The 19,980-nt window shown below is 60.8% G+C and carries 20 protein-coding genes and 1 tRNA gene; 15 read left to right on the top strand and 6 right to left on the bottom strand.

The window, feature by feature from the left end; translation table 11 throughout:
- Nucleotides 1-127 precede the first annotated feature (127 nt).
- Complete coding sequence (locus tag DEVEQU_RS16040) at nt 128-2,527, bottom strand: efflux RND transporter permease subunit (protein WP_164550446.1); 2,400 nt, start codon at nt 2,525-2,527, stop codon at nt 128-130.
- A gap of 228 nt (nt 2,528-2,755) precedes the next feature.
- On the opposite strand from DEVEQU_RS16040, the gene DEVEQU_RS16035 reads away from it, so the two are divergent.
- The 11 genes from DEVEQU_RS16035 to DEVEQU_RS15985 all read left to right on the top strand — a co-directional run bounded on the left by DEVEQU_RS16035 (nt 2,756) and on the right by DEVEQU_RS15985 (nt 12,630).
- The gene (locus tag DEVEQU_RS16035; protein WP_126151597.1) at nt 2,756-3,163 is read left to right on the top strand and encodes a winged helix-turn-helix transcriptional regulator; all 408 of its coding nucleotides are present in this window, start codon (nt 2,756-2,758) and stop codon (nt 3,161-3,163) included.
- 66 nt (nt 3,164-3,229) lie between these two features.
- Nucleotides 3,230-3,826: an ArsR/SmtB family transcription factor gene (locus DEVEQU_RS16030; protein ID WP_126151596.1), complete on the top strand. Its 597-nt coding sequence runs from the start codon at nt 3,230-3,232 to the stop codon at nt 3,824-3,826.
- Nucleotides 3,823-5,046 carry an MFS transporter gene (locus tag DEVEQU_RS16025; protein WP_126151595.1) on the top strand — a complete coding sequence of 408 codons (1,224 nt, stop codon included), beginning with the start codon at nt 3,823-3,825 and terminating at the stop codon, nt 5,044-5,046. Before DEVEQU_RS16030 ends, DEVEQU_RS16025 begins: the two co-directional genes overlap by 4 nt.
- 86 nt (nt 5,047-5,132) lie before the next feature.
- Nucleotides 5,133-7,883, top strand: coding sequence for a DNA gyrase subunit A (gyrA, locus tag DEVEQU_RS16020; RefSeq protein WP_223214258.1), 2,751 nt, complete (start codon nt 5,133-5,135; stop codon nt 7,881-7,883).
- Nucleotides 7,884-7,947: 64 nt separating this feature from the next.
- Nucleotides 7,948-8,448, top strand: a complete 501-nt coding sequence (locus DEVEQU_RS16015; RefSeq protein ID WP_164550445.1) for a GNAT family N-acetyltransferase — start codon at nt 7,948-7,950, stop codon at nt 8,446-8,448.
- Between the two features lie 69 nt (nt 8,449-8,517).
- Nucleotides 8,518-9,012: a pantetheine-phosphate adenylyltransferase gene (gene coaD / locus DEVEQU_RS16010; RefSeq protein WP_126151593.1), complete on the top strand. Its 495-nt coding sequence runs from the start codon at nt 8,518-8,520 to the stop codon at nt 9,010-9,012.
- Nucleotides 9,009-9,596, top strand: coding sequence for a peptidylprolyl isomerase (locus DEVEQU_RS16005; RefSeq protein WP_126151592.1), 588 nt, complete (start codon nt 9,009-9,011; stop codon nt 9,594-9,596). The genes coaD and DEVEQU_RS16005 overlap by 4 nt, the downstream gene beginning before the upstream one ends.
- Nucleotides 9,597-9,720: 124 nt before the next feature.
- The gene (locus tag DEVEQU_RS16000; protein ID WP_126151591.1) at nt 9,721-10,233 is read left to right on the top strand and encodes a peptidylprolyl isomerase; all 513 of its coding nucleotides are present in this window, start codon (nt 9,721-9,723) and stop codon (nt 10,231-10,233) included.
- A 173-nt stretch (nt 10,234-10,406) separates the two neighbouring features.
- Entirely contained in the window at nt 10,407-10,856 is a 450-nt protein-coding gene (locus DEVEQU_RS15995) for a DMT family transporter (protein ID WP_126151590.1), read from the top strand.
- Nucleotides 10,857-10,924: 68 nt separating this feature from the next.
- Nucleotides 10,925-12,007 (top strand): tRNA preQ1(34) S-adenosylmethionine ribosyltransferase-isomerase QueA, encoded by a 1,083-nt coding sequence (gene queA / locus DEVEQU_RS15990; RefSeq protein WP_126151589.1) that lies wholly within the window; start codon nt 10,925-10,927, stop codon nt 12,005-12,007.
- On the top strand, nt 12,004-12,630 hold the full coding sequence (locus tag DEVEQU_RS15985; RefSeq protein WP_126151588.1) for an exopolysaccharide biosynthesis protein: 627 nt from the start codon (nt 12,004-12,006) through the stop codon (nt 12,628-12,630). The genes queA and DEVEQU_RS15985 overlap by 4 nt, the downstream gene beginning before the upstream one ends.
- A gap of 4 nt (nt 12,631-12,634) precedes the next feature.
- On the opposite strand, the gene cysW is transcribed toward DEVEQU_RS15985, so the two are convergent.
- The 4 genes from cysW to DEVEQU_RS15965 form a co-directional block, all read right to left on the bottom strand.
- Nucleotides 12,635-13,444, bottom strand: a complete 810-nt coding sequence (gene cysW / locus DEVEQU_RS15980; RefSeq protein ID WP_126151587.1) for a sulfate ABC transporter permease subunit CysW — start codon at nt 13,442-13,444, stop codon at nt 12,635-12,637.
- Complete coding sequence (gene cysT / locus DEVEQU_RS15975; protein WP_206437870.1) at nt 13,444-14,280, bottom strand: sulfate ABC transporter permease subunit CysT; 837 nt, start codon at nt 14,278-14,280, stop codon at nt 13,444-13,446. Before cysT ends, cysW begins: the two co-directional genes overlap by 1 nt.
- A 109-nt stretch (nt 14,281-14,389) precedes the next feature.
- Nucleotides 14,390-15,388, bottom strand: a complete 999-nt coding sequence (locus DEVEQU_RS15970) for a sulfate ABC transporter substrate-binding protein (protein ID WP_126151585.1) — start codon at nt 15,386-15,388, stop codon at nt 14,390-14,392.
- A 209-nt stretch (nt 15,389-15,597) separates the two neighbouring features.
- Nucleotides 15,598-15,849: a GlsB/YeaQ/YmgE family stress response membrane protein gene (locus DEVEQU_RS15965; protein ID WP_126151584.1), complete on the bottom strand. Its 252-nt coding sequence runs from the start codon at nt 15,847-15,849 to the stop codon at nt 15,598-15,600.
- Nucleotides 15,850-16,008: 159 nt separating this feature from the next.
- Between DEVEQU_RS15965 and DEVEQU_RS15960 the strand changes: the two genes are divergently transcribed.
- Nucleotides 16,009-16,923, top strand: a complete 915-nt coding sequence (locus tag DEVEQU_RS15960; protein ID WP_126151707.1) for a phosphotriesterase family protein — start codon at nt 16,009-16,011, stop codon at nt 16,921-16,923.
- A 102-nt stretch (nt 16,924-17,025) separates the two neighbouring features.
- On the top strand, nt 17,026-17,769 hold the full coding sequence (locus DEVEQU_RS15955) for a GGDEF domain-containing protein (protein WP_126151583.1): 744 nt from the start codon (nt 17,026-17,028) through the stop codon (nt 17,767-17,769).
- 13 nt (nt 17,770-17,782) lie between these two features.
- Here DEVEQU_RS15955 and rimO read toward each other — a convergent pair whose 3' ends face one another.
- A complete protein-coding gene (gene rimO / locus DEVEQU_RS15950; RefSeq protein ID WP_126151582.1) occupies nt 17,783-19,108 on the bottom strand; it encodes a 30S ribosomal protein S12 methylthiotransferase RimO in 1,326 nt (441 codons plus the stop codon).
- Nucleotides 19,109-19,340: 232 nt separating this feature from the next.
- On the opposite strand from rimO, the gene DEVEQU_RS15945 reads away from it, so the two are divergent.
- Both DEVEQU_RS15945 and DEVEQU_RS15940 read left to right on the top strand, forming a co-directional pair.
- The gene (locus DEVEQU_RS15945; protein WP_126151581.1) at nt 19,341-19,724 is read left to right on the top strand and encodes a DoxX family protein; all 384 of its coding nucleotides are present in this window, start codon (nt 19,341-19,343) and stop codon (nt 19,722-19,724) included.
- Nucleotides 19,725-19,882: 158 nt separating this feature from the next.
- Nucleotides 19,883-19,966: transfer RNA gene (locus DEVEQU_RS15940), tRNA-Leu, on the top strand.
- Nucleotides 19,967-19,980: the final 14 nt, after the last annotated feature.

Genomic DNA, 19,980 nt, shown 5'->3' with positions numbered 1-19,980 from the left:
CTACAAAACCCTCCAGGATTCAAAAACCGGCCCCCCGGCAAAATCTCAGACCTTCTAGATAACAATAAATCGCGGATTCGGCGCGACGTTTTCGTGCGGCGCCGAACTGGTGGAAACAAGCGCCACCTCAAACGGGCCGCGGTTCCCGCGCTTCGCCATCGGTGCCGCCATCGCCGGTGATCGTGTCGCCGGTAGGATCATCGGGCGTGGCCTCGTGGTCGGCGGTCCGCACCCTGATTTTTCCAAGCGGCTGGAAGAACTTGCCACCCGCCATCAGCAAAGCGGGTAGGATGAACAGGTCCCCCAACACCGCTAGCGCCAGCGTAATCACGAACAGCGAGCCAAACAGCGCCACCTGCGGGAGCTCGGCGAATACCAGAATGGCCGTGCCGGCGCAGAGGATGATCGTCGTCGCCACGATAGCGCCGCCGATGCGCAGCAGCGTGTGCTTGACTGCATCCTCATGGCTACGCTTTTCCTCTCGTCGGCCGTGGAGATAGTGCGACAGGAAGTGGACCGTGTCGTCCACGGCAATGCCGAAGGCGATGGTCAGCGCGATCACCGTGGTCAGTTGCAGGCCAGAGCCTGACCACCACAGCCAGGCCTCGGTGCCGAGGATCGGGAACAGGTTCGGGATGGCCGACGCCGCCGCGACGCGGAACGATTGGAAAGCGAAGCCGATCAGCGCCAGATTTACCAGCACGCTGACTGTAAGGTCACCCTGCAGGCCGCGCACGATATCGTCGGTTGCGAAGGTCGTGAGGATGTTAAATCCGCCCAGTTCGGCCTCCGGGATGCCCGAGGCGTGCAGTTCCGCCTCCACCCGTGTCACCAGCGCCTTGAGATCGTTGCTGGCGATGACGGTGGGCATGAAGCCGGTGACCAGTGCCTGCGAGCCGTCTTCGGTGACAAAGCGTTTCCGCATGAATGGGCCGACAGCATTCAGCACCTCTTCGCGGGTGAAACCGGTATCGGTGTAATTGGTCATGCTCGCCGCCGAGATGACCTTGTTCTGACCGAGTTCCTTTTCCAGGATCTGGTGCACGACGCGAATGCGCTGGTAGTCGACCTCACCGATATTGGGATCGTGCTCGATCAGCGGCACACGCACATATAGCGGCGCCACGCCGCCGACGCCTTCGTCGATGCTTTCGGCAGCGGTCAGCGCCGTCGACCCCTTGGCGACGAAATCCTCGAATGAAAAGCGCGGTTGAATCAGGAAATAAGGGATGAGCAACAGGCCGGTGGCGACAATCGCCGCGATGGCGATGGGGCGCCCGAAGCGCTTGGCCAGAAACCAGCTGACCGGCAGTGGCGCGGTCAAGACAAGGCTGGTCTTGGGCGGCGCCCTGAAGCCCAGGCGCAGCGCCAGCTTGAGCAGGAGCGGCTGGAAGGTCATGGTGCATGCAAACAACAGGAACGATCCCATGGCGCCGGCCATGGAAAATTCGCGCACACCCTGGCCTGGCGTCAGCGATAGCGAGGCGAAGCTGACAATGGACACCAGCATGGTGAGGGCGGTAGCCGGCCCCACCAGCTTGATGGTGGCATCGACAGCCTTGTTCGGCTCCATGCCGTCCCGCCAATAAGCCAGCCAGTTGAAGGTGAAAAACATCGACTCCGCAAAGGAGATGACGAGCACGAGCGTGGTGACGATGATGGTGAGGAAGGAGAATGATCCGAAGAAGAGCAGGATCATGCCCATAGACCACATCACCGCCAGGAACGGTGTCGCGGCCACGATGAGCGCGCCGAAGAGCGACCGCAGCGCCACCAGCGCGATGATAGATCCCAAGGCGAAACCGTAGACCGTGAACTTGACCTGGTCGTCCACCGCCGCGTTGAGCATTTCGGTGGTCCATACCGGCGGACCGGTAATGTCGATGGTGAGATCTTCGCTTTGATAGGGTGCGATTGCGGCGCGCAAATCGGCGATCATCGCCTTGGCGCCGCGCTCGAGCACCGCCTCGCGGTTGGGAAACATGATGATCACCACGCCTGTGAGGTCTGGGGTGATCAGATTGCGCATCATCGGGTCATTGGCCTGCAGATCGGCCAAGGACATGGCCACCTCGTCTGCGGTCAGCATGCCTTCGGGAACAGCCGGGACAGAGCCGCCCTTGCCGTCGGGCTTGCGCAAGGTGAAGGGCGACATGGTGCCGACGGCAAAGTCGTTCAGTTCGAGATCGAAGGCGAGATTGCGGACCCTTTCGATCACGTCCGGATCGACCAGGTTCGGCGAGTTCACCAGCACATAGATGTCGTTCTCGAAGGTGCCGAACGTATCCGACAGTTTTTCATAGGCATCGTAATAGTGCCCCGAATGCGCATAGACCCGCAGCAGGTCGCCATCCACGTTGGCCTTCGGAATCTGCGAAAAACACAGGATCGAAAAGGCCAGCACGGCCAGCGCCATGATGCGCGGCCACTTCACCGTGGCCAGTCCTATATGCTCAAGGCCAAAACCGATGGACCGGTCATAAGTGATGCGGGCGACGATACGCTTGAACAAGGAAGGAGAAGACAACTGCACCCGACTCCGCACCACGGCGACAATTTGGCGCATTTTCTAAGTGTTTGTGGGTCAATCGTCCAGCGATCCCGGTGATCTCGCGCCAACTGCGCCTGCGGGTGACGCAAGGCTGCAACTTGCAAGGCGGCAATGTGGAGAGTAAGTATCCAAAGGTGAGTTTGTGCGCGGATTGTGCAATCTGTTCCGCCCAGCTCAGCCAGACAGCCGTGACGAGGAACAACCATGCAGCATGCCGATCCGATAGCCGCCGCCTATGTGGAGCGCTGGAACGAGGCAACGTCTTCCAGCACGCCTGGAACCTGTCCCATCCGGCATGTCCTCGACAAGATCGGCGACAAATGGAGCATGCTATTGGTGATGACCCTGGCATCGGGCCCGCGCCGCTTTAATCAGCTGCACCGCGAAATCCCCGACATTTCTCAGAAAATGCTGACGCAGACCCTGCGCGACCTGCAGCGCGATGGCCTCGTGGCCCGTCAGGTCTTCGACACCAAGCCGCCTTCCGTCGAATATCGCCTGACAACGCTTGGGCAGTCGCTGATCGTGCCCTTCGGCCGGCTGATCGAATGGGCGAATTCTTCAATGCCGGGCATTGCTGCGGCGCGGAGCCATTTCGACGCGTTCTCCTGATCGCAAACAAATGTTTGCAAAGATATGTTTGTGATGTAGTTTGCTCCACACCATTTGGAGCATGCCATGTCCGAACGCCGAACCATCAGTCGCGTGAAGCCAGACGCTATGGCGCTACGAGCGCTGGCGCATCCGCAGCGTTTGCGCATGCTGGGTATGCTGCGCATTGACGGTCCTGCCACCGCCACGCGGCTGGCAGAGCGAATGGGTCTCAACAGCGGCGCGACCAGCTACCATCTCCGCCAATTGGCACGCCACGGCTTCATCGAGGAGGACATCGAGCGCGGCAATGGGCGCGACCGCTGGTGGAAGGCGGCCCACGAGACCACGACGTTCCTGGAGGAGGGTGATGACGAGGATGCGCTCGATGCGGGCCTCGCTTTCGCCGAAGCAGCTCTAAGCGCCCAGATCAAGGAGATGCAGCGCGCTCTGGCACGACATCCCCAACTGTCGCCCGAATGGCGCAAGGCATCCACGATCAGTGACTATGTCATTCCGCTCACCGCAGAGCGGACCGAGTCTCTTCTCCACCAGATCAACGCGCTTTTGCTTGATGCCATGGCACACGCGCCAAAAGCCGGCGCAGCTTATGCGCCTGGAGTCGAGCCGGTCAGCTTCATTTTGCACGCCTTTCCACGCGCTCCGGAGGAGGAAGGGGCATGAGTGGGAAGGGGCCTCTTGTCGCGCTGGCATCAGCGACCATTGCCTCTGTCGGTGGAACCCGGCTTTCGGTCATCGCCCTTCCATGGATGGTGCTGACCACGACCGGCAGCCCGGTGCTGACCGGCCTGGTCGGCCTGGCCGAGCTTCTGCCCTATGTCATTGCCAAGGCCTTGGCGGGGCCCTTGATTGACCGGATAGGCGCACGCCAGATCGCCATCTGGAGCGACTGCCTGTCCGCTCTGGCACTTACCCTCATCCCACTGCTGTTCTGGCTCGGAGTCCTTTCGCTGTGGGTGCTACTGCCAGCGGTCGCACTGGTTGGGGTGTTGCGTGCGCCTGCCGATGCGGCAAAGCAGGCCCTGGTGCCTTTGGTGGCCTCGATCGGCAATATGCCGCTTGAGCGGGTTACTGGCATCCTGGGCGCCAGCGACCGGCTAGCCGGCACACTGGGCGCTGCCGGGGCCGGGGTGCTGATTGCACTTATGGGCAGCGCGCCGGCTCTCCTCGCCAATGTGGCCGCTTTCGTCCTATCGGCCCTCCTTGTCCGGTTCGGCGTACCCGATCAGGAAGAACCGGGTGCCCAAAACAGGGCGAAAAGTTATGGCACCGATTTCACAGAAGGCTGGCATGCCTTGCGCAGCGATCCGGTGCTGGTCGGGCTGGTGGTAATGATCGCCATCACCAATCTCTTCGATCAGGCCTACGCCATCGTCTTGCTGCCAGTCTGGGTGCAGGCCATGGGGCTGGATGTCAGCTGGGTCGGCATCTTGCTGGCGACATTCTCTGGTGGCGCCATAGCGGGAGCCGCCTTGGCAGCGGGCCTTGCCGATCGCCTGCCGCGCCTCCTGATCTATGTCATCGGCTTTATCTGCGCGGGACCCATGCCCATGCTGTCATTGGCCTTCGCTCTGCCTCTGCCCGCCATCATCGCGCTGTTCGTCATCGGCGGATTCATGGCCGGTTTCCTCAATCCAATTGTCGGCGCCATCCTGTTCGAGCGCATTCCCAAGCCCATGGTCGGGCGGGTAATTGCGCTGGTTGGTGCGCTGGCCTGGGCGCTGATGCCCTTTGGTGGCCTCTATGCGGGCGTCCTGACTGACAATCTGGGGGTTTTCACTGCCTTGTCGGTAACCGGCGTGCTTTATCTGGCCGCGGCCTTGTCGCCCATTGCCATCCCCGCCTTTCGGCAGATGAAGCGGCCTGTCCCGGTTTCGGGCTGATCTCCACAGGGTGGATAGGCGAAATTGGTGTTTTGTGCCGGAATGGCCTATATTTCCGGTCAACAAAACCAACGTAGAATCACAACGTGACAGATACGCCTGAAGATGTGAGCGGCGCCGCGCCGTCCTCCGACATCGCACCCATTTACATCACCGACGAGATGCGCAAGAGCTACCTCGATTACGCCATGAGCGTGATCGTGAGCCGTGCTCTGCCGGATGTGCGTGATGGGTTGAAGCCGGTGCACCGGCGCATCCTGTTCTCGATGAGCGAGAACGGCTACGAGTACAACAAGCCGTTCCGTAAATCGGCCCGCGTTGTCGGTGACGTTATCGGTAAATACCACCCGCATGGCGACAGCGCCGTCTATATGGCGCTGGTGCGTATGGCCCAGGAATTCTCCATGGGCGAGATGCTGGTGGAAGGGCAGGGCAATTTCGGTTCGGTGGACGGCGATATGCCGGCCGCCATGCGTTATACCGAAGTGCGCATGCAGCGCATCACCAATTCCATGCTCGATGACCTCGACAAGGACACGGTGGACTTCCGGCCCAACTATGACGGGTCCGAGCATGAGCCGACGGTTCTGCCGGCGCGCTTCCCCAATATGCTGGTCAATGGCGGTGGCGGCATTGCAGTGGGCATGGCCACCAATATCCCGACGCACAATCTCGGCGAAACCATCAACGCCGCCTTGGCCACGCTTGAAAACCCGGCCATCACCACCGAAGAACTGCTGGAGCACCTTCCGGGCCCGGATTTCCCGACCGGTGGCATCATCCTCGGTCGTGCCGGCATTCGCCAGGCATACGAGACCGGCCGGGGGTCGATCATCGTGCGCGGCCGCTCGAGCATCGAGGAAGTGCGCAAGGAACGCGAAGCCATCGTCATCACCGAGATTCCCTATCAGGTGAACAAGGCGGCGATGGTTGAAAAGATTGCCGAGCTGGTGCGCGAAAAGCGTATCGAAGGCATTGCCGACCTGCGCGACGAATCCAGTCGTGAAGGCATGCGCGTCGTTATCGAGGTAAAGCGTGATGCGCTCCCCGATGTGGTGCTGAACCAGCTCTATCGCTTCACGCCGCTGCAAAGCTCCTTCGGCTGCAATTTCGTCGCGCTCAACGGCGGCAAGCCGGAGCTGATGAACCTCAAGCAGATTCTCGATGCCTTCATCGAGTTCCGTGAGGAAGTCGTTACCCGTCGCGCCCGCTTCCTGCTCAACAAGGCCCGCGACCGCGCCCACGTCTTGGTCGGCTTGGCCGTGGCGGTTGCAAATATCGATGAAGTCATCGCACTCATTCGCACTGCACCGGACCCGGCTACCGCCCGCGAGCAGTTGATGACGCGCCGCTGGCCGGCCGCCGACGTGGCGCCGCTGATCGCGCTGATCGACGATCCGCGCCATCGCATCAACGAGGACGGCACGTTCAATCTCTCCGAAGAGCAGGCGCGCGCCATTCTCGAGCTGCGTCTGGCACGCCTCACGGCCCTTGGTCGCGATGAAATCGGCGATGAACTCAATGGACTAGGGGCAGAGATCGAGGACTATCTCGATATTCTGCGGTCGCGCGATCGCGTGCGCGACATCATCCGCACGGAACTGGAAGAAATCCGCGACCAGTTCGCCACTGCCCGTCGGACCGAAATCTCCGATCATGCGGCCGATTTCGAGGACGAAGACCTCATTGCCCGCGAAGACATGGTGGTGACCGTCAGCCATGGCGGCTACATCAAGCGCGTTCCGCTGTCTGCCTACCGGGCGCAGAACCGTGGCGGTAAGGGCCGCTCCGGCATGGCCACGCGCGAGGAAGATTTCGTTTCGCGTCTCTTCGTGGCCAATACCCACACGCCGGTGCTGTTCTTCACCAGCCGTGGCATTGCCTACAAGCTCAAGGTCTGGCGCCTGCCGCTTTCCGCCGCCAATGCGCGTGGCAAGGCGCTGATCAACATCCTGCCGCTGGAGCAGGGCGAGCGCATCACCTCGATCATGCCATTGCCCGAGGACGAGACCTCCTGGGGCAATCTCGACATCATGTTCGCGACGACCCGCGGCACCGTCCGCCGCAACTCGCTGGCCGACTTTGTCGAGGTGCGCCAGAACGGCAAGATTGCCATGAAACTCGACGAGGGCGACGAGATCGTCGGCGTCGACACCTGCACCATCAATAACGACCTGCTGCTGACGACGGCGCATGGTCAGGCCATCCGCTTCCGCGTCGATGATGTCCGCCTGTTTAAGGGACGTGACTCCATGGGCGTGCGCGGCATTCAGCTTGCAGATGGCGATAAGGTCATTTCCATGGCTGTGATCAACCACTCGGACGCCTCTGCGGAAGAACGCGCCGCTTATCTCAAAATGAGCCGTGCTATGCGCGGTGAGATCGAGGACGCTGCGGGTTCGGACGAGGGCGACGTGGTCGCTGGCGACCTGCCGCAGGAGCGCTATGCCGAAATGGGTGCGCTCGAGCAGTTCATCCTGACCATTTCCGAGAACGGCTACGGAAAGCGCACCTCCAGCCACGAATACCGGATCACCGGGCGCGGCGGTAAGGGCATCGTGGCCATGGCGGTCAACAAGCGCAACGGTAATCTCGTCGCGTCCTTCCCGGTGGAAGATGAAGACCAGATCATGCTGATCAGCGACGGCGGCCAGACCATTCGCTTGCCGGTTGGCGGCGATAAGCCGATCCGCATCGTTAGCCGCGGTTCGCAGGGCGTGATCGTGTTCGATACCGCCGAAGACGAAAAGGTCGTCTCGGTCGAGCGGATCAGCGAGCCGGAAAACGACGAGGACGAGGGCGGTGACGCTCCGCCCGCCGAACCTGTCGCAGAGTAAGATCAAGGGGCGCTTCGGCGCCCCTTTCGTTAAGCGGCCACGTATATTTGAGAGACCAAATTCCTTGTCTCATTCAGACGTCGAGATCGTTGACCTCCGGCAGGCGCCAGAGTGTCTGGCTTTGGTCGCAAACCGTATCTGGCAGACCTGGTGGGAGGCAGATGGCTACACGTTGGCCGACGTCGTGACGGCGTTGGAGGATGTGATCAAGGCGGCCGACCATCCGTTTACGCTGGTGGCAGTCCGCCAGCGCCAGTTCCTCGGCACGGTGACCAGCATCATGGATGACATTGGTGCGCGGCCTGATTGGGGGCCGTGCCTTGCTGCGCTCTGGGTTGAACCCGAGGCGCGCGGCGAGGGCTTGGGGGAAGCACTGATGCATGCCGTAAGCCAACGCCTGTCAGCGCAGGGCTTCGAGCGCGTCTACCTTTCAGCCAAGCCCAAGATGCGGGCCTACTACCTGCAGCGTGGCTGGACCATGATCGACAGTGACATCGACAAGGACCATCAAGATGTGTTCATGCGCCTGTTGACCCCATGCCATGATGGTGCCGCCGAACGGTAATCCGGCTCCATCAGCTTGCCAAATCGCGGAACCCCGTGACAGAAGTTTGTGCAGAAAAGGGGGAAGAGCATGAGCAGTCTGGTCGGGTTTTATCCGGGGTCTTTCGACCCTCTCACCAACGGCCATCTCGATGTCATCGAGCGTGCCTGCAAGTTGGTGGATACGCTTGTCGTTGCTGTCGGCGTCAGCGCCACCAAGAAAAACCCGCTCTTTACCCATCAGGACCGCGTCGCCATTCTCGAACAGGTGCTCCCGGCCATTGGCAAGCGCACCAACACCGAATTTCGTATCGTCGATTTCTCGGGACTGATGGTCAATGCGGCCCGCGATAACGGGGCCAAGCTGATCATTCGCGGCCTGCGCGACACGACCGACTACAATTATGAGATGCAGATGGTCGGAATGAACGCGCAGATGGCGCCCGACCTGCAAACCGTGTTTTTGCCCTCCAGCCCGCCGGTGCGGCATATCTCGGCCACATTGGTGCGCCAGATCGCCGAAATGGGCGGGGATATTTCCGCCTTCGTCCCGCAAATCGTCCTAAAGGCTCTGCAGTCCAAATGATCAAGCTGACCCGCCGCACCTTTGCCGCACTCGCCCTTGGCGCGACGCTCGTCGCCGCCAATCCGGTTTTCGCCCAGACCGGCACGCCCCATCTGATTCTGACGCTGGACGACGGCGTGGTCGATATCGAGCTGTTGCCTGCCATTGCTCCCAAGCATGTCGAGCGTATCGTCACCCTCACCGAGCAGGGCGCCTATGATGGCGTGGTCTTTCATCGCGTGATCGACGGCTTCATGGCCCAGACCGGCGACGTCCAGAACGGCAAGGCTGATAGCCCGAATTACAACCTCGCCATGGCCGGTACGGGTGGTTCCGATCTTCCCGACGTCGAGGCCGAGTTCAATTCCGAAAGCTTCCAGCGCGGTGTTGTCGGCGCCGCCCGCTCGCAGAATCCGAATTCGTTCAACTCGCAGTTCTTCATCACCACCGCCGATGCCAGCTTCCTCGATGGCCAGTACACGGTGTTCGGCAAGGTCGTCTCGGGCATGGAGGCCGTGGACGCTTTGGAGAAGGGCCCGCAGTCCCAGAATGGCGCCGTGGCCAATCCCGACAAGATCATCACCGCAAAGATCGAATACAAGTAATTCGAATGGCATATGGGGCGCGCCGATCGCGCTGCCCCCATCAAGCGCAAGGCTTTGCCTTGCGCTTGGCGTTTATTGCCCCTAAATCCGGGCCACCGTTCCTCTGAACCGAAAGAGACATGCCATGGCTTATGCCGATCCCGAAAACACCCTCGTTATCGAAACCACCAAGGGCAAGGTCGTCATCGCCATGCGTCCCGACGTGGCTCCCGGCCATGTCGAGCACATCAAGAAGCTCGCGCGTGAAGGCGCCTATGACGGCGTGGTGTTCCATCGCGTCATTGACGGCTTCATGGCCCAGACCGGCGACGTGAAGTTTGGCAATACCAATCTGCCGGAGTTCAATCCCTCGCGCGCCGGCACCGGCGGTTCGCAATATCCGAACATCAAGCAGGAATTCAGCGCCGAGCCGCATCTGCGTGGCACCGCGTCCATGGCCCGTGCCCAGGACCCGAACAGCGCCAATTCTCAGTTCTTCATCTGCTTCGCCGATGCGCCCTTTCTCAACCGCCAGTACACGGTGTGGGGGCAGGTGATCGAGGGCATGGAAAATGTCGACCAGATCAAGCGCGGCGAGCCGGTGATCAACCCGGACAAGATGGTCTCCGTCAAAGTCGCAGCTGACATCGCTGAATAAACTGGTACTGGCGGCTTCGGCCGCCAGTCTGCTTTCTGGCCTGCCGATCGAAAGACGCGGCCGGAGCGCTGAGTCTTGCTGCCACTCTCTGGACGATGACCTGCCAATCGAGTGAGCATGGGGCTATGGCCACTGATTCCGTGGCCATCGTCGGAAAGAGATCGACTTTGAAAATGGATGCTATTCTTTGGGCGCTGATGGGCGTCATCGCCGGCATGTGCATTGCCGTTCAGGCGCCGATCAATGCCAGTCTCGGGCGGGCGCTCGAGGTGCCGGTTGCGGCGGCCGCAGTATCGTTCTTGGCTGGTGGCATCGTGCTTTGGGCTCTGGCCTTCATTTTCAGCCATCTGAGTGGCGTTGCCATCAATTTTGGTGCTCCCCAGCCCTGGACCTTCGTCGCCGGCGGCTTGCTGGGGGCATTTTACGTGTTCTCCAACATCACACTGACGCCGATGATCGGCGCGGCAGCTGTCATGGCTCTATCGGTCGCGGGACAGTTGGTGGGGGGCCTGTTTCTCGACAAGATCGGCTTCATGGGCATGGCCGTGCGCGAAATCAGCATGGGGCGGTTGGCGGGGGCTGTGCTTCTGGTCGTTGGCGCGGTCATGATCCGTGTGCTTTAGCCGCATTACGGCAACTTTGCTGCCCCAGACCCGTTCCCGCTGCGCAGCACAAATGCTAACGAGCCGATATGCGCGTTTCTGATTTCGACTTCGACCTGCCCGAAAACCTCATCGCCCTTCATCCCGCCGAGCCGCGCGACAGCGCCAGGCTCCTGGTGGTCGAGGAGGGCAAGCCGTTGCTCGACCGGCACATTCCCGACCTCAAGCAATTGCTGCGTCCCGGCGACGTGCTCGTGGTGAACGATACACGGGTGCTGCCCGCCGAGCTAAAGGGAACGCGAATTCGCGGCGAGAACCGGGCAGGGGTGTCGTTCAACCTGCACAAGCGGGTCGACGCCCATACCTGGCGCGCTTTCGCCCGTCCGGCCAAGAAACTGGCGCTTTTGGACGAACTCGAGCTCGGCAATGGCGGCGCTGCCGACGCCCTCCTGGCCCGTGTCAGTGGGCGTGGTGAATCAGGGGAAGTGACGCTGGAGTTTGAACTCGGCGGCGCGGCCCTCGATGAGGCCATCAAGTCGCACGGCGCCATGCCGTTGCCGCCCTATATCGGCGCCAAGCGTGGCGTCGAGGAGCGCGACAAGGTCGATTACCAGACCGTATACGCGGCCGAGGATGGCGCTGTCGCCGCTCCGACCGCGGGCCTTCATTTCACCGAAAGCCTGTTGCAACAGCTGGCCGAGATGGATGTGGCCATGGAACGGGTGACGCTGCATGTCGGTGCTGGCACCTTCTTGCCGATGAAGGTCGACGACACCGACGACCATGTCATGCATTCCGAATGGGGCGAGATCGATCAGGCCACGGTCGAGCGCATCAAGGCACGACGCGACGCCGGTGGGCGCGTGGTGGCCGTCGGCACGACCAGCCTGCGTCTTCTGGAAACAGCATCGCTGGCTACCGGCGAGCTAATGCCTTTTGTCGGGGATACCGACATCTTCATCACGCCCGGCTTCCGCTTCCGGACCGTGGATCTGCTGATGACCAATTTCCATCTGCCCAAATCCACACTGTTTATGCTGGTCAGTGCCTTTGCCGGCTTCGACACCATGAAGGCGGCCTATGGCCACGCCATCGCTGATGGTTATCGCTTCTATTCCTACGGTGACTCGTCGCTGCTGCATCGCGCGCCACACCCCAGGGACCGCGCGTGACGCCCAGGCCGCGTCCGGTTACTCGTTACACCAACCGCATCGTCGCCGTGCTGCGGCGCGAAGCTGAGGGTGATGCCTCCAAGCTGACCATTGCGCGGCTGATTGAAGCCATGGGGCCACAGGCCCACAGGGTATTGATCCTGATGTTGACCCTGCTCAACATGATCCCGGGCCCCCCAGGCTTCGGCGGCACTATTGCCTGGACAACATTTGCGGTTGCTCTGGCCATGGTGCTGGGTCGCCCCATCCGATTGCCTGGCATCATCGGTCGCCGAAAACTGCCGCTCAACGCCTTGTTGAAAGGCAGCGAGCAGGTGGCCAAGGTGACGCGTTTCGTTGCACGCTTTTCCAAACCGCGCCTACGTTCGATGACCGGTGCGGCGGCGACTGTGCCCTATGGTATCTTCACCATGGTGGTGAGTGTGGCGATGACTATTCCCATTCCCTTCATCAATGCCATTCCCAATGTCGGGCTCTGCGTTCTTGCCTTTTCCGTGCTCAATCGCGACGGTGTCGGCGCCATTGCGGGTGTTTTAATCGCCTGCATCGGCTTGGTCATCGAGGTGCTTCTCATCCTCGGCGCCATCAATCTTAGTTTCGTGGCCTTTGACGCACTGTTTTAGCGCCTCAACGATGCTCCCATGCTTCCAGCAGCGATTTGGCGATCAACGTCAGTACGGCAATGAGTGCGAGCGTCGAGGCCGCCGCGAAAGCGCCGGTAATATTGAAGTCGTTGAAGAGAAGGTTGATCTGCAGCGGTAGCGTGTTGGTTTGCCCACGAATGGCACCCGACACCACCGACACGGCGCCGAACTCGCCCATGGCGCGTGCATTAGTGAGAACGGCGCCATAGACCAGTGCCCAGCGGATATTCGGCAATGTCACGTGAAAGAACATCTGCCAGCCATTGGCACCCAGCGAAAGCGCCGCTTCCTCATCCTCGGTGCCCTGCTGGCTCATCAGCGGAATGAGCTCGCGCGCGACGAATGGGGCAGTGACGAAAAGACTGACCAGGACAATGGCGAGCGGCGTGAACATGATCTGGATGCCGACCGCCTGCAGTGTGGGGCCAAGCAGGCCCTGGCCACCATAAAGAAAGAGGTAGACCACGCCAGCGACGATTGGGCTCATGGCGGCGGGCAACTCAATGATGCTGATCAGCAATTGCCGTCCACGAAAACGGAACCGCGTCACCAGCCAGGCCAGGCAAGTTCCTATCACGATATTGGTCGGCACCACGATCAGCGCGGTCACCACGGTCAGGCCAATGGCGTGCAGCGTGTGCGGTTGGACGATATTTGCCAGGTAGACGCCGATGCCTTCGCGCAGGGCGAAGGAGAATATCAGCACCAAGGGCACCACCAAAACCAGTCCGGCCAGCAAGAAGGCGATGCCTATAAGGGTGATTTCTGCGAGCGAGCGGGCAGGGTGGTGCATCAGGCCTTCCGATCCACATAGCGGGTTTGCCAGGCAGCGAGTGCGTTGGTGGCGATCAGCGTCAGGAAGGCGACCAGCAGCAGCACAAAAGCCAATGCCGCAGCAGCTTCGTAGTTATATTCGTCTAGCCGGATGAAAATCAGCAGCGATACGATCTCCGTCAGTCCCGGCAGATTGCCGGCGATGAATACCACGGCGCCGAACTCGCCAAGCGAACGGGCAAAGGACAGCACGCAACCGCCGATAAACGCGGGAAGAATGGCGGGCCAGATCACCCGCGTGAAGACCTGGAGCGACGAGGCCCCCAGCGTTTTCGCCGCTGCTTCCAACCCTTCGTCCAGATCTTCCAGCACTGGTTGGACGGCGCGGACGACGAAAGGGATGGACGTGAAGGTCATGGCAGCAATGATGCCGAGTTGCGTGTAATTGACCTTGAGGCCATTGGGCTCGAGAAACTGCCCGTACCAGCCATTATTGGCAAACAGCGTCACCAGCACCAGCCCAGCCACCGCCGTTGGCAGAGCAAAGGGCAGATCGACCAACGCGTCCAGGATACGGCGCCCTGGAAATTGGTAGCGCGTCAGCACCCAGGCCAGCAGCAAGCCAACAATGCCGTTGAGTACCGTCGCGACGATGGCAGACGAGAAGGTAATCTGGTAGGCCGCGAGCGCGCGGCGCGAGGTGGTGATCCGCCAGAACTCAGCCCAGCCCATGCCGCCCACCTTGAGCAGCATCGCCGTGATCGGCAGCAGGATGATGAGAGTGACGTAGAACAGCGATACGCCCATGGTCAGCCCGAAGCCGGGGAGCAGATGCTTGCTGCGGGATCTGGGCATTGGCCGCCTTTTATGCGTTAGGCGGGCATTGCCCGCCTGTGTCATCCGCTGTTGATCGCAATCCACCCGCCCGCGTCGGCGACGCAGGCGGATGGCTGTCGATGTGGGATTACTGGTTCACGAAAACCGTATCGAGCAGGCCGCCATCGGCGAAATGCTCTTCGGCAACCTTGGCCCATCCGCCGAACGCTTCGTCGATATTGACCAGGCGTACGGCCGGGAAACGGTCCGCGAACTCGGTCGCAACCGCTTCATCATTGACGCGGTGGTTGCGCTCCGCCGCAATGCGCTGGCCGTCGGTCGAGTAGAGGAAGTCGAGATAGGCCTTGGCGAGATCACGGCTGCCACGCGCGTCCACCACCTTGTCGACGATGGCAACGGGGAACTCGGCGAGCAGGCTCACCGACGGCGTGACGGCCTGGTACTTGTCGGCTCCAAGAAGGTCCACTGCGCTCAGCGTTTCGGCCTCGAAGGTGATCAGCACGTCGCCGAGCTCACGCTCCGTAAAGGCCGTGGTAGCGCCGCGGCCGCCAGTCTCGAACACCGGCACGTTGAGGAACACCTTGGTCAGATATTCTTCCACCTTCGCCTGATCGCCGCCAAAGGCTTCGTTGGCCCAGGCACGCGCCGCGAGATAGGTGTAACGCGCATTGCCCGAGGTCTTGGGATTGGGGAAGATCACCTTCACATCGTCCCGGGCGAGATCGGCCCAGTCGGTGATGTTCTTGGGGTTGCCGGCGCGCACCAGGAAAGAGGGGAAGGAATAGAAGGGCGATGCATTATTGGCGAATTCGGTCTGCCAATCTGCAGAGACGAACCCGCCTTCGACCAGCTTGTCGATATCTGTGACCTGATTGAAGGTCACGACATCGGCAGGAAGACCCTCGAGAATGGCGCGGGCCTGTGTCGATGTGCCGGCATGCGACTGGTTTACCGTGACCTCGGTGCCGCTGTGCGCCGCATAGGCTGGCACGAAAGCGGCATTCTCGGCTTCGAACAGCTCGCGAGCAATGTCATAGGAGGCATTGAGGATATCAGTGGGCTGGGCCAGGACCGGGGTGGCGCTTAAAACCAGCGCCGCGGCAAGGGAGGCAACAAACTTGTTCATCGGACGCTAAATCCATCTCGTTCGGGTCGAATTAGCGTCGTTGTTGCCGTGGTCCGAAGCGGGGGTAAAGCGGCAAAAAACCGTTTGGGATGACTAATTTAACCGCCATGGCGGTTTGGGAAAAGACGTTGCGCCACATGCTTGGACCACGCCATTTCCTTCCAGTCGGGAAATGGCCGGACACCGCAATAGGCGTCCGGCCAAACCTGTTATCGCGACACAGCGCGACCTATGAAGATGATAATGCAGGCGCCGATGAATCCGGCGATGAGGTAGCCAAGCCAGCCACCGAAAGAGATCCCCAGAAGGCCGAACACCAGGCTGGCGATAATTGCGCCGACAATACCGAGCAGCACATTCTTCAGGATACCGCCACCAGCGTTCATAAACATGCTTGCCAGCCACCCGGCGACGCCGCCGATGATGATGGCCGCGATCCAACCCACTCCGTCAAAACCCATTTGCCTTCTCCTCGCATTGAGTCCTTCGACAACGCGAGCGTGGCACACTGGTTGCGAAAGGCAAGGCCCACGGCAGTCTCCCAAAATCTTGCGATGTCGATCGCATCTTTACACGCGGGAAATGAGCAGTGGCTGTGGCTAAAAAAGAGGGAGATGGTGATGCCGCAGTTGATAACCACACTGGGTCGCTTTGATCGTGAGCAATTGGGACTGATTCTTCCCCACGAGCATGTGTTTGTCGATTTGCGCACCCCTGACCAGCCGGGCTACGCCACCGGGGATGCCGAGGATGTGGTGCGGCTGATGGCGCCAGAAATCGAGGCGATCAAGGCGCAGGGCGTGACGGCCCTGGTTGAGTGCTCCACCGGCGGCGTCGGCCTGCGGGTCGATATCGATCTTGCGGTGTCAAAAGCCACCGGCCTGCCTATCGTGGTGCCGACAGGCAATTATCGCGAGCCATGGATTCCCGACTGGGTCCGTGACGCCAGCGACGCCGACCTCGAGCGCTGGATGGTCAGAGAATTGGTCGATGGCGTCGGAGACACCGGCGTTGTGGCCGCCTGGATCAAAGTGAGCGCTGGAGACGATGGTATCACGCCGATCGAAACCCGGATCCTGCGCGCTGCCGCCCGCGCCTCGGCACAGACCGGCGCCATAATCGGGTCCCACACGATCAAAGGCCGAGTCGTGCTGGACCAGCTCGACATCATCGAAGCCGAAGGCGGATCGGCGAGCCGTTTCATCTCCATCCACACCCAGGAGGAGAAGGATTTTGGCCTGCACGAAGAGCTCTTTGCCCGCGGTGCCTGGCTTGAATTCGACCATATCGGTCGCGCACCCGACGACGACATTGTCGCTCTGGTGCGTCGAGCGCTCGAGGCCGGGCAGGGTGAGAGGCTGCTGCTCAGCCATGACCGCGGCTGGTACGACCCCGCGCAGCCGGGCGGCGGAACGCCCATGCCCTACACACATCTCGTGGCCTCGTTCCTGCCCGCGCTGCGGGCCGCGGGCGTGGATGAGGCAGTAATCACGCGATTGACCCACGATAACCCTTTCAACGCTTTCGCGCGCTAGGTTCGCCCGCCCCAAATAGAAGCAATTGCAGATAGCTCGCTCTGACTTTGTTTACGCGAGTCTGAGACCACAGGCGGGATGCGTGTCGGTCGGCTGAGAGTAATGCAAGTGAAATGGCCATCCCGTTATGTTCTGCGTAAGACGGCGTTGGTGTCGGTGATCGCAGCTGCGATTTCCATTTCTTTATCCACCGGCGTTCGCGCCGTGCTTGGGATCGAAGCGGATACTGTGACGGTTCTCGTCCGCTTGATCCTGCCGTTCGCCATTGCCATTCCAATTGCCCTGGTAGGCTTTTCGAAGCTGGAAGAAACGCTGAACGCCTATCGTGACCTGATGCGCAAGAGCAGCGAACTGGCTCGCCGTGCGGCAACCGATCCGCTGACGGGGCTGCTGAACCGTCGCAGCTTCATCGAGCAGTTCGATCTCACCATGGCGCACGGTGTCGGCGGGCTTTTCGTGCTTGCGGACGCCGATCGCCTAAAGGCCATAAATGACCAATATGGCCACCTTGCCGGCGACGATGCCATCATTGCCCTGGGGAAAGCTCTAGAGACTGTGATGGGGGCTGATTGTCTCATTGCGCGCATCGGCGGCGACGAGTTCTGCGCTTTCGTGCCCAACCGCACCGCGACGCTGAATGACGCCCAACTCGCTGAAATCAATCGGCTCGCCACTGAAGGTTTCGCCACCCGCAGCGGCAATGACCGCCAGCCCGTTTCCGCGACTTGCGGGTCGGTGGTGCTGCGACCACCAACCACCTTCCGGGAGGCAATCGAGCGCACCGACCGTCGGCTCTATGGTGAGAAGCAGGCACGCTCGAGCTCCGGCGCGGTTCAGTTCGCCTGAGCCACCGAGGCGTTTATTGGGCAGCAGGTTCGGCGAAAAGGTCGTATTCGTCGTTGTCAGTGACATTTACCGAGACGATGTCGCCGATCTTGATATTGGTCGCATTGTCGATGATGACCTGACCATCAATCTCCGGCGCGTCCCACTTGGAGCGAGCGATGGCGCGGTTTTCTTCCGGGCGCACGTCGTCAACGATCACGTCGATGGTCCGACCGACCTTCTTCTGCAACTGATGGAACGACACGTTCTGCGCCACTTCCATCAGCTGCGCAAAACGCTCTTCCTTGACCTCGTCGGGCACGACACCATCGAGTTCGTTGGCTGTGGCGCCGGTGACCGGCTCATACTTGAAGCATCCGGCCCGGTCGATTTCGGCTTCCTCGATGAAATCGAGCAGCATTTCGAAATCTTCCTCGGTCTCGCCAGGGAAGCCGACGATAAAGTTGGAGCGCACGGTGAGATCTGGCACCTGGCGCTTCCAGTCGAGAATGCGGTTGAGCGTCTTTTCCTGGTGTGCCGGGCGGCGCATGGCCTTCAACACATTTGGCGAAGCGTGCTGGAAGGGAATGTCGAGATAGGGCAGGACGAGGCCCTCTGCCATCAGTTCCGTCACCGGATCGACATGCGGATAGGGATAGACATAGTGCAGGCGCACCCAGGCGCCGAGCTCGCCCAGTTCCTTGGCGAGGTCATAGAACTTGGCCTTCACCTCGCGACCGCGATACTTGGAGGTGGCATATTTGATGTCCAGGCCATAGGCACTGGTGTCCTGGCTAATCACCAGCAGTTCCTTGACGCCAGAGCGGATCAGGCCCTCGGCTTCGGACAAGATGCCGGCGGCAGGACGCGAGGCGAGGTCGCCGCGGATCTGCGGAATAATGCAGAAGGAGCAGCGATTGTTGCAGCCTTCGGAAATCTTGAGATAGGCGTAGTGGCGCGGCGTCAGCTTCAGCCCGCTCTCCGGCACCAGGTCAACGAACTTGTTCGGCACGGGCGGCAAATGGTCATGCACCGCCGAAACCACGCTTTCATATTGATGCGGGCCGGTGATGGCGAGCACCGAGGGGTGGGTCTCGCGGATGAGGTTTTCCTCGACGCCCAGGCAACCGGTAACGATCACCTTGCCGTTTTCATTCAGCGCTTCACCAATGGCCTCGAGACTTTCCTGCTTTGCCGAGTCGAGGAAGCCGCAGGTGTTCACCAGGACGATGTCTGCGCCCGCATAGTCTCGGCTGAACGAATAGCCTTGCGCCCGCAATGTCGTCATGATGCGCTCGCTATCCACAAGCGCCTTGGGGCAGCCGAGGCTGACGAGTCCGATTTTAGGCGCCTGAGTCATCTGCGCAGCATGGTCCAGTCATTTGAAAGATAGCGCGTCATATAGAATCTTTGACGGTTACGCAATGTGACTGCCCCCGCACGCGATGCTGGTCTGGTTTGCCGCCAACGCCCAACACGGCAAGTTGATAGTGTTTTCGCGAACAGTGCGTCTGACATTGGTGCAATTTTGCGATGTAATTGGATGCGCTACCAAATCCCCCCGCGCTAGTACCGGCGCAGCATGAAAGAGCATTTCCATGACCGATCGTCTCTCCGCATACGCGCCGCAGGCTCTTGCCGTGCTGCGCATCGTCGCCGCGCTCCTGTTTTTCCTCCACGGCACGCAAAAGCTGTTCGGCTTCCCCGCCACCGACTTCATGCCGCCAGTGGGTAGCATTTTCTGGTTTGCCGGCGTGATCGAGATCATCACCGGCATCGCCATTGCCCTGGGCTTCTTCACCCGCCCGGCAGCGTTCATTGCCTCGGGCACCATGGCCGTCGCTTATTGGATGGTACACGCGCCCGGCAATCTGTTCCCGGCCAATAATGGCGGCGACGCCGCGATTCTGTTCTGCTTCGTCTTCCTTTACCTGGTCTTTGCTGGCCCGGGTGCCTGGAGCATCAACAAGCGTTGATAAGCACCTGCGCCAGGATCGCACTGTGAATGAGGGCTGCTCCGCTGGAGCGGCCCTTCTTGTTGCCGAGGCAGTTGCGACGACCGCTCTGGTGGATGCGCGAGTTTTGCAGCTTGCGAGCCGCGAGCGGCGATGCTACGCAGGCACCGCTTTGGATTGCCCCTCTGGCGGAATGGTAGACGCAGAGGACTCAAAATCCTCCGCCGCGAGGCGTGCCGGTTCGAGTCCGGCGGGGGGCACCAAAGATTTCAAAGAG

Source organism: Devosia equisanguinis, from assembly GCF_900631955.1.
Lineage (GTDB): Bacteria > Pseudomonadota > Alphaproteobacteria > Rhizobiales > Devosiaceae > Devosia > Devosia equisanguinis.
Note: the sequence above shows the minus strand (reverse complement) of the source record. Positions and strands in the feature narration are given on the sequence as shown.

Coding starts and splice junctions, on each gene's coding strand:
- DEVEQU_RS16035 (WP_126151597.1), top strand. CDS start 2,756: ATGCAGCATGCCGATCCGATAGCCGCCGCCTATGTGGAGCGCTGGAAC.
- DEVEQU_RS16030 (WP_126151596.1), top strand. CDS start 3,230: ATGTCCGAACGCCGAACCATCAGTCGCGTGAAGCCAGACGCTATGGCG.
- DEVEQU_RS16025 (WP_126151595.1), top strand. CDS start 3,823: ATGAGTGGGAAGGGGCCTCTTGTCGCGCTGGCATCAGCGACCATTGCC.
- coaD (WP_126151593.1), top strand. CDS start 8,518: ATGAGCAGTCTGGTCGGGTTTTATCCGGGGTCTTTCGACCCTCTCACC.
- DEVEQU_RS16005 (WP_126151592.1), top strand. CDS start 9,009: ATGATCAAGCTGACCCGCCGCACCTTTGCCGCACTCGCCCTTGGCGCG.
- DEVEQU_RS16000 (WP_126151591.1), top strand. CDS start 9,721: ATGGCTTATGCCGATCCCGAAAACACCCTCGTTATCGAAACCACCAAG.
- DEVEQU_RS15995 (WP_126151590.1), top strand. CDS start 10,407: ATGGATGCTATTCTTTGGGCGCTGATGGGCGTCATCGCCGGCATGTGC.
- queA (WP_126151589.1), top strand. CDS start 10,925: ATGCGCGTTTCTGATTTCGACTTCGACCTGCCCGAAAACCTCATCGCC.
- cysW (WP_126151587.1), bottom strand. CDS start 13,444: ATGCACCACCCTGCCCGCTCGCTCGCAGAAATCACCCTTATAGGCATC.
- cysT (WP_206437870.1), bottom strand. CDS start 14,280: ATGCCCAGATCCCGCAGCAAGCATCTGCTCCCCGGCTTCGGGCTGACC.
- DEVEQU_RS15970 (WP_126151585.1), bottom strand. CDS start 15,388: ATGAACAAGTTTGTTGCCTCCCTTGCCGCGGCGCTGGTTTTAAGCGCC.
- DEVEQU_RS15965 (WP_126151584.1), bottom strand. CDS start 15,849: ATGGGTTTTGACGGAGTGGGTTGGATCGCGGCCATCATCATCGGCGGC.
- DEVEQU_RS15960 (WP_126151707.1), top strand. CDS start 16,009: ATGCCGCAGTTGATAACCACACTGGGTCGCTTTGATCGTGAGCAATTG.
- DEVEQU_RS15955 (WP_126151583.1), top strand. CDS start 17,026: ATGCAAGTGAAATGGCCATCCCGTTATGTTCTGCGTAAGACGGCGTTG.
- rimO (WP_126151582.1), bottom strand. CDS start 19,108: ATGACTCAGGCGCCTAAAATCGGACTCGTCAGCCTCGGCTGCCCCAAG.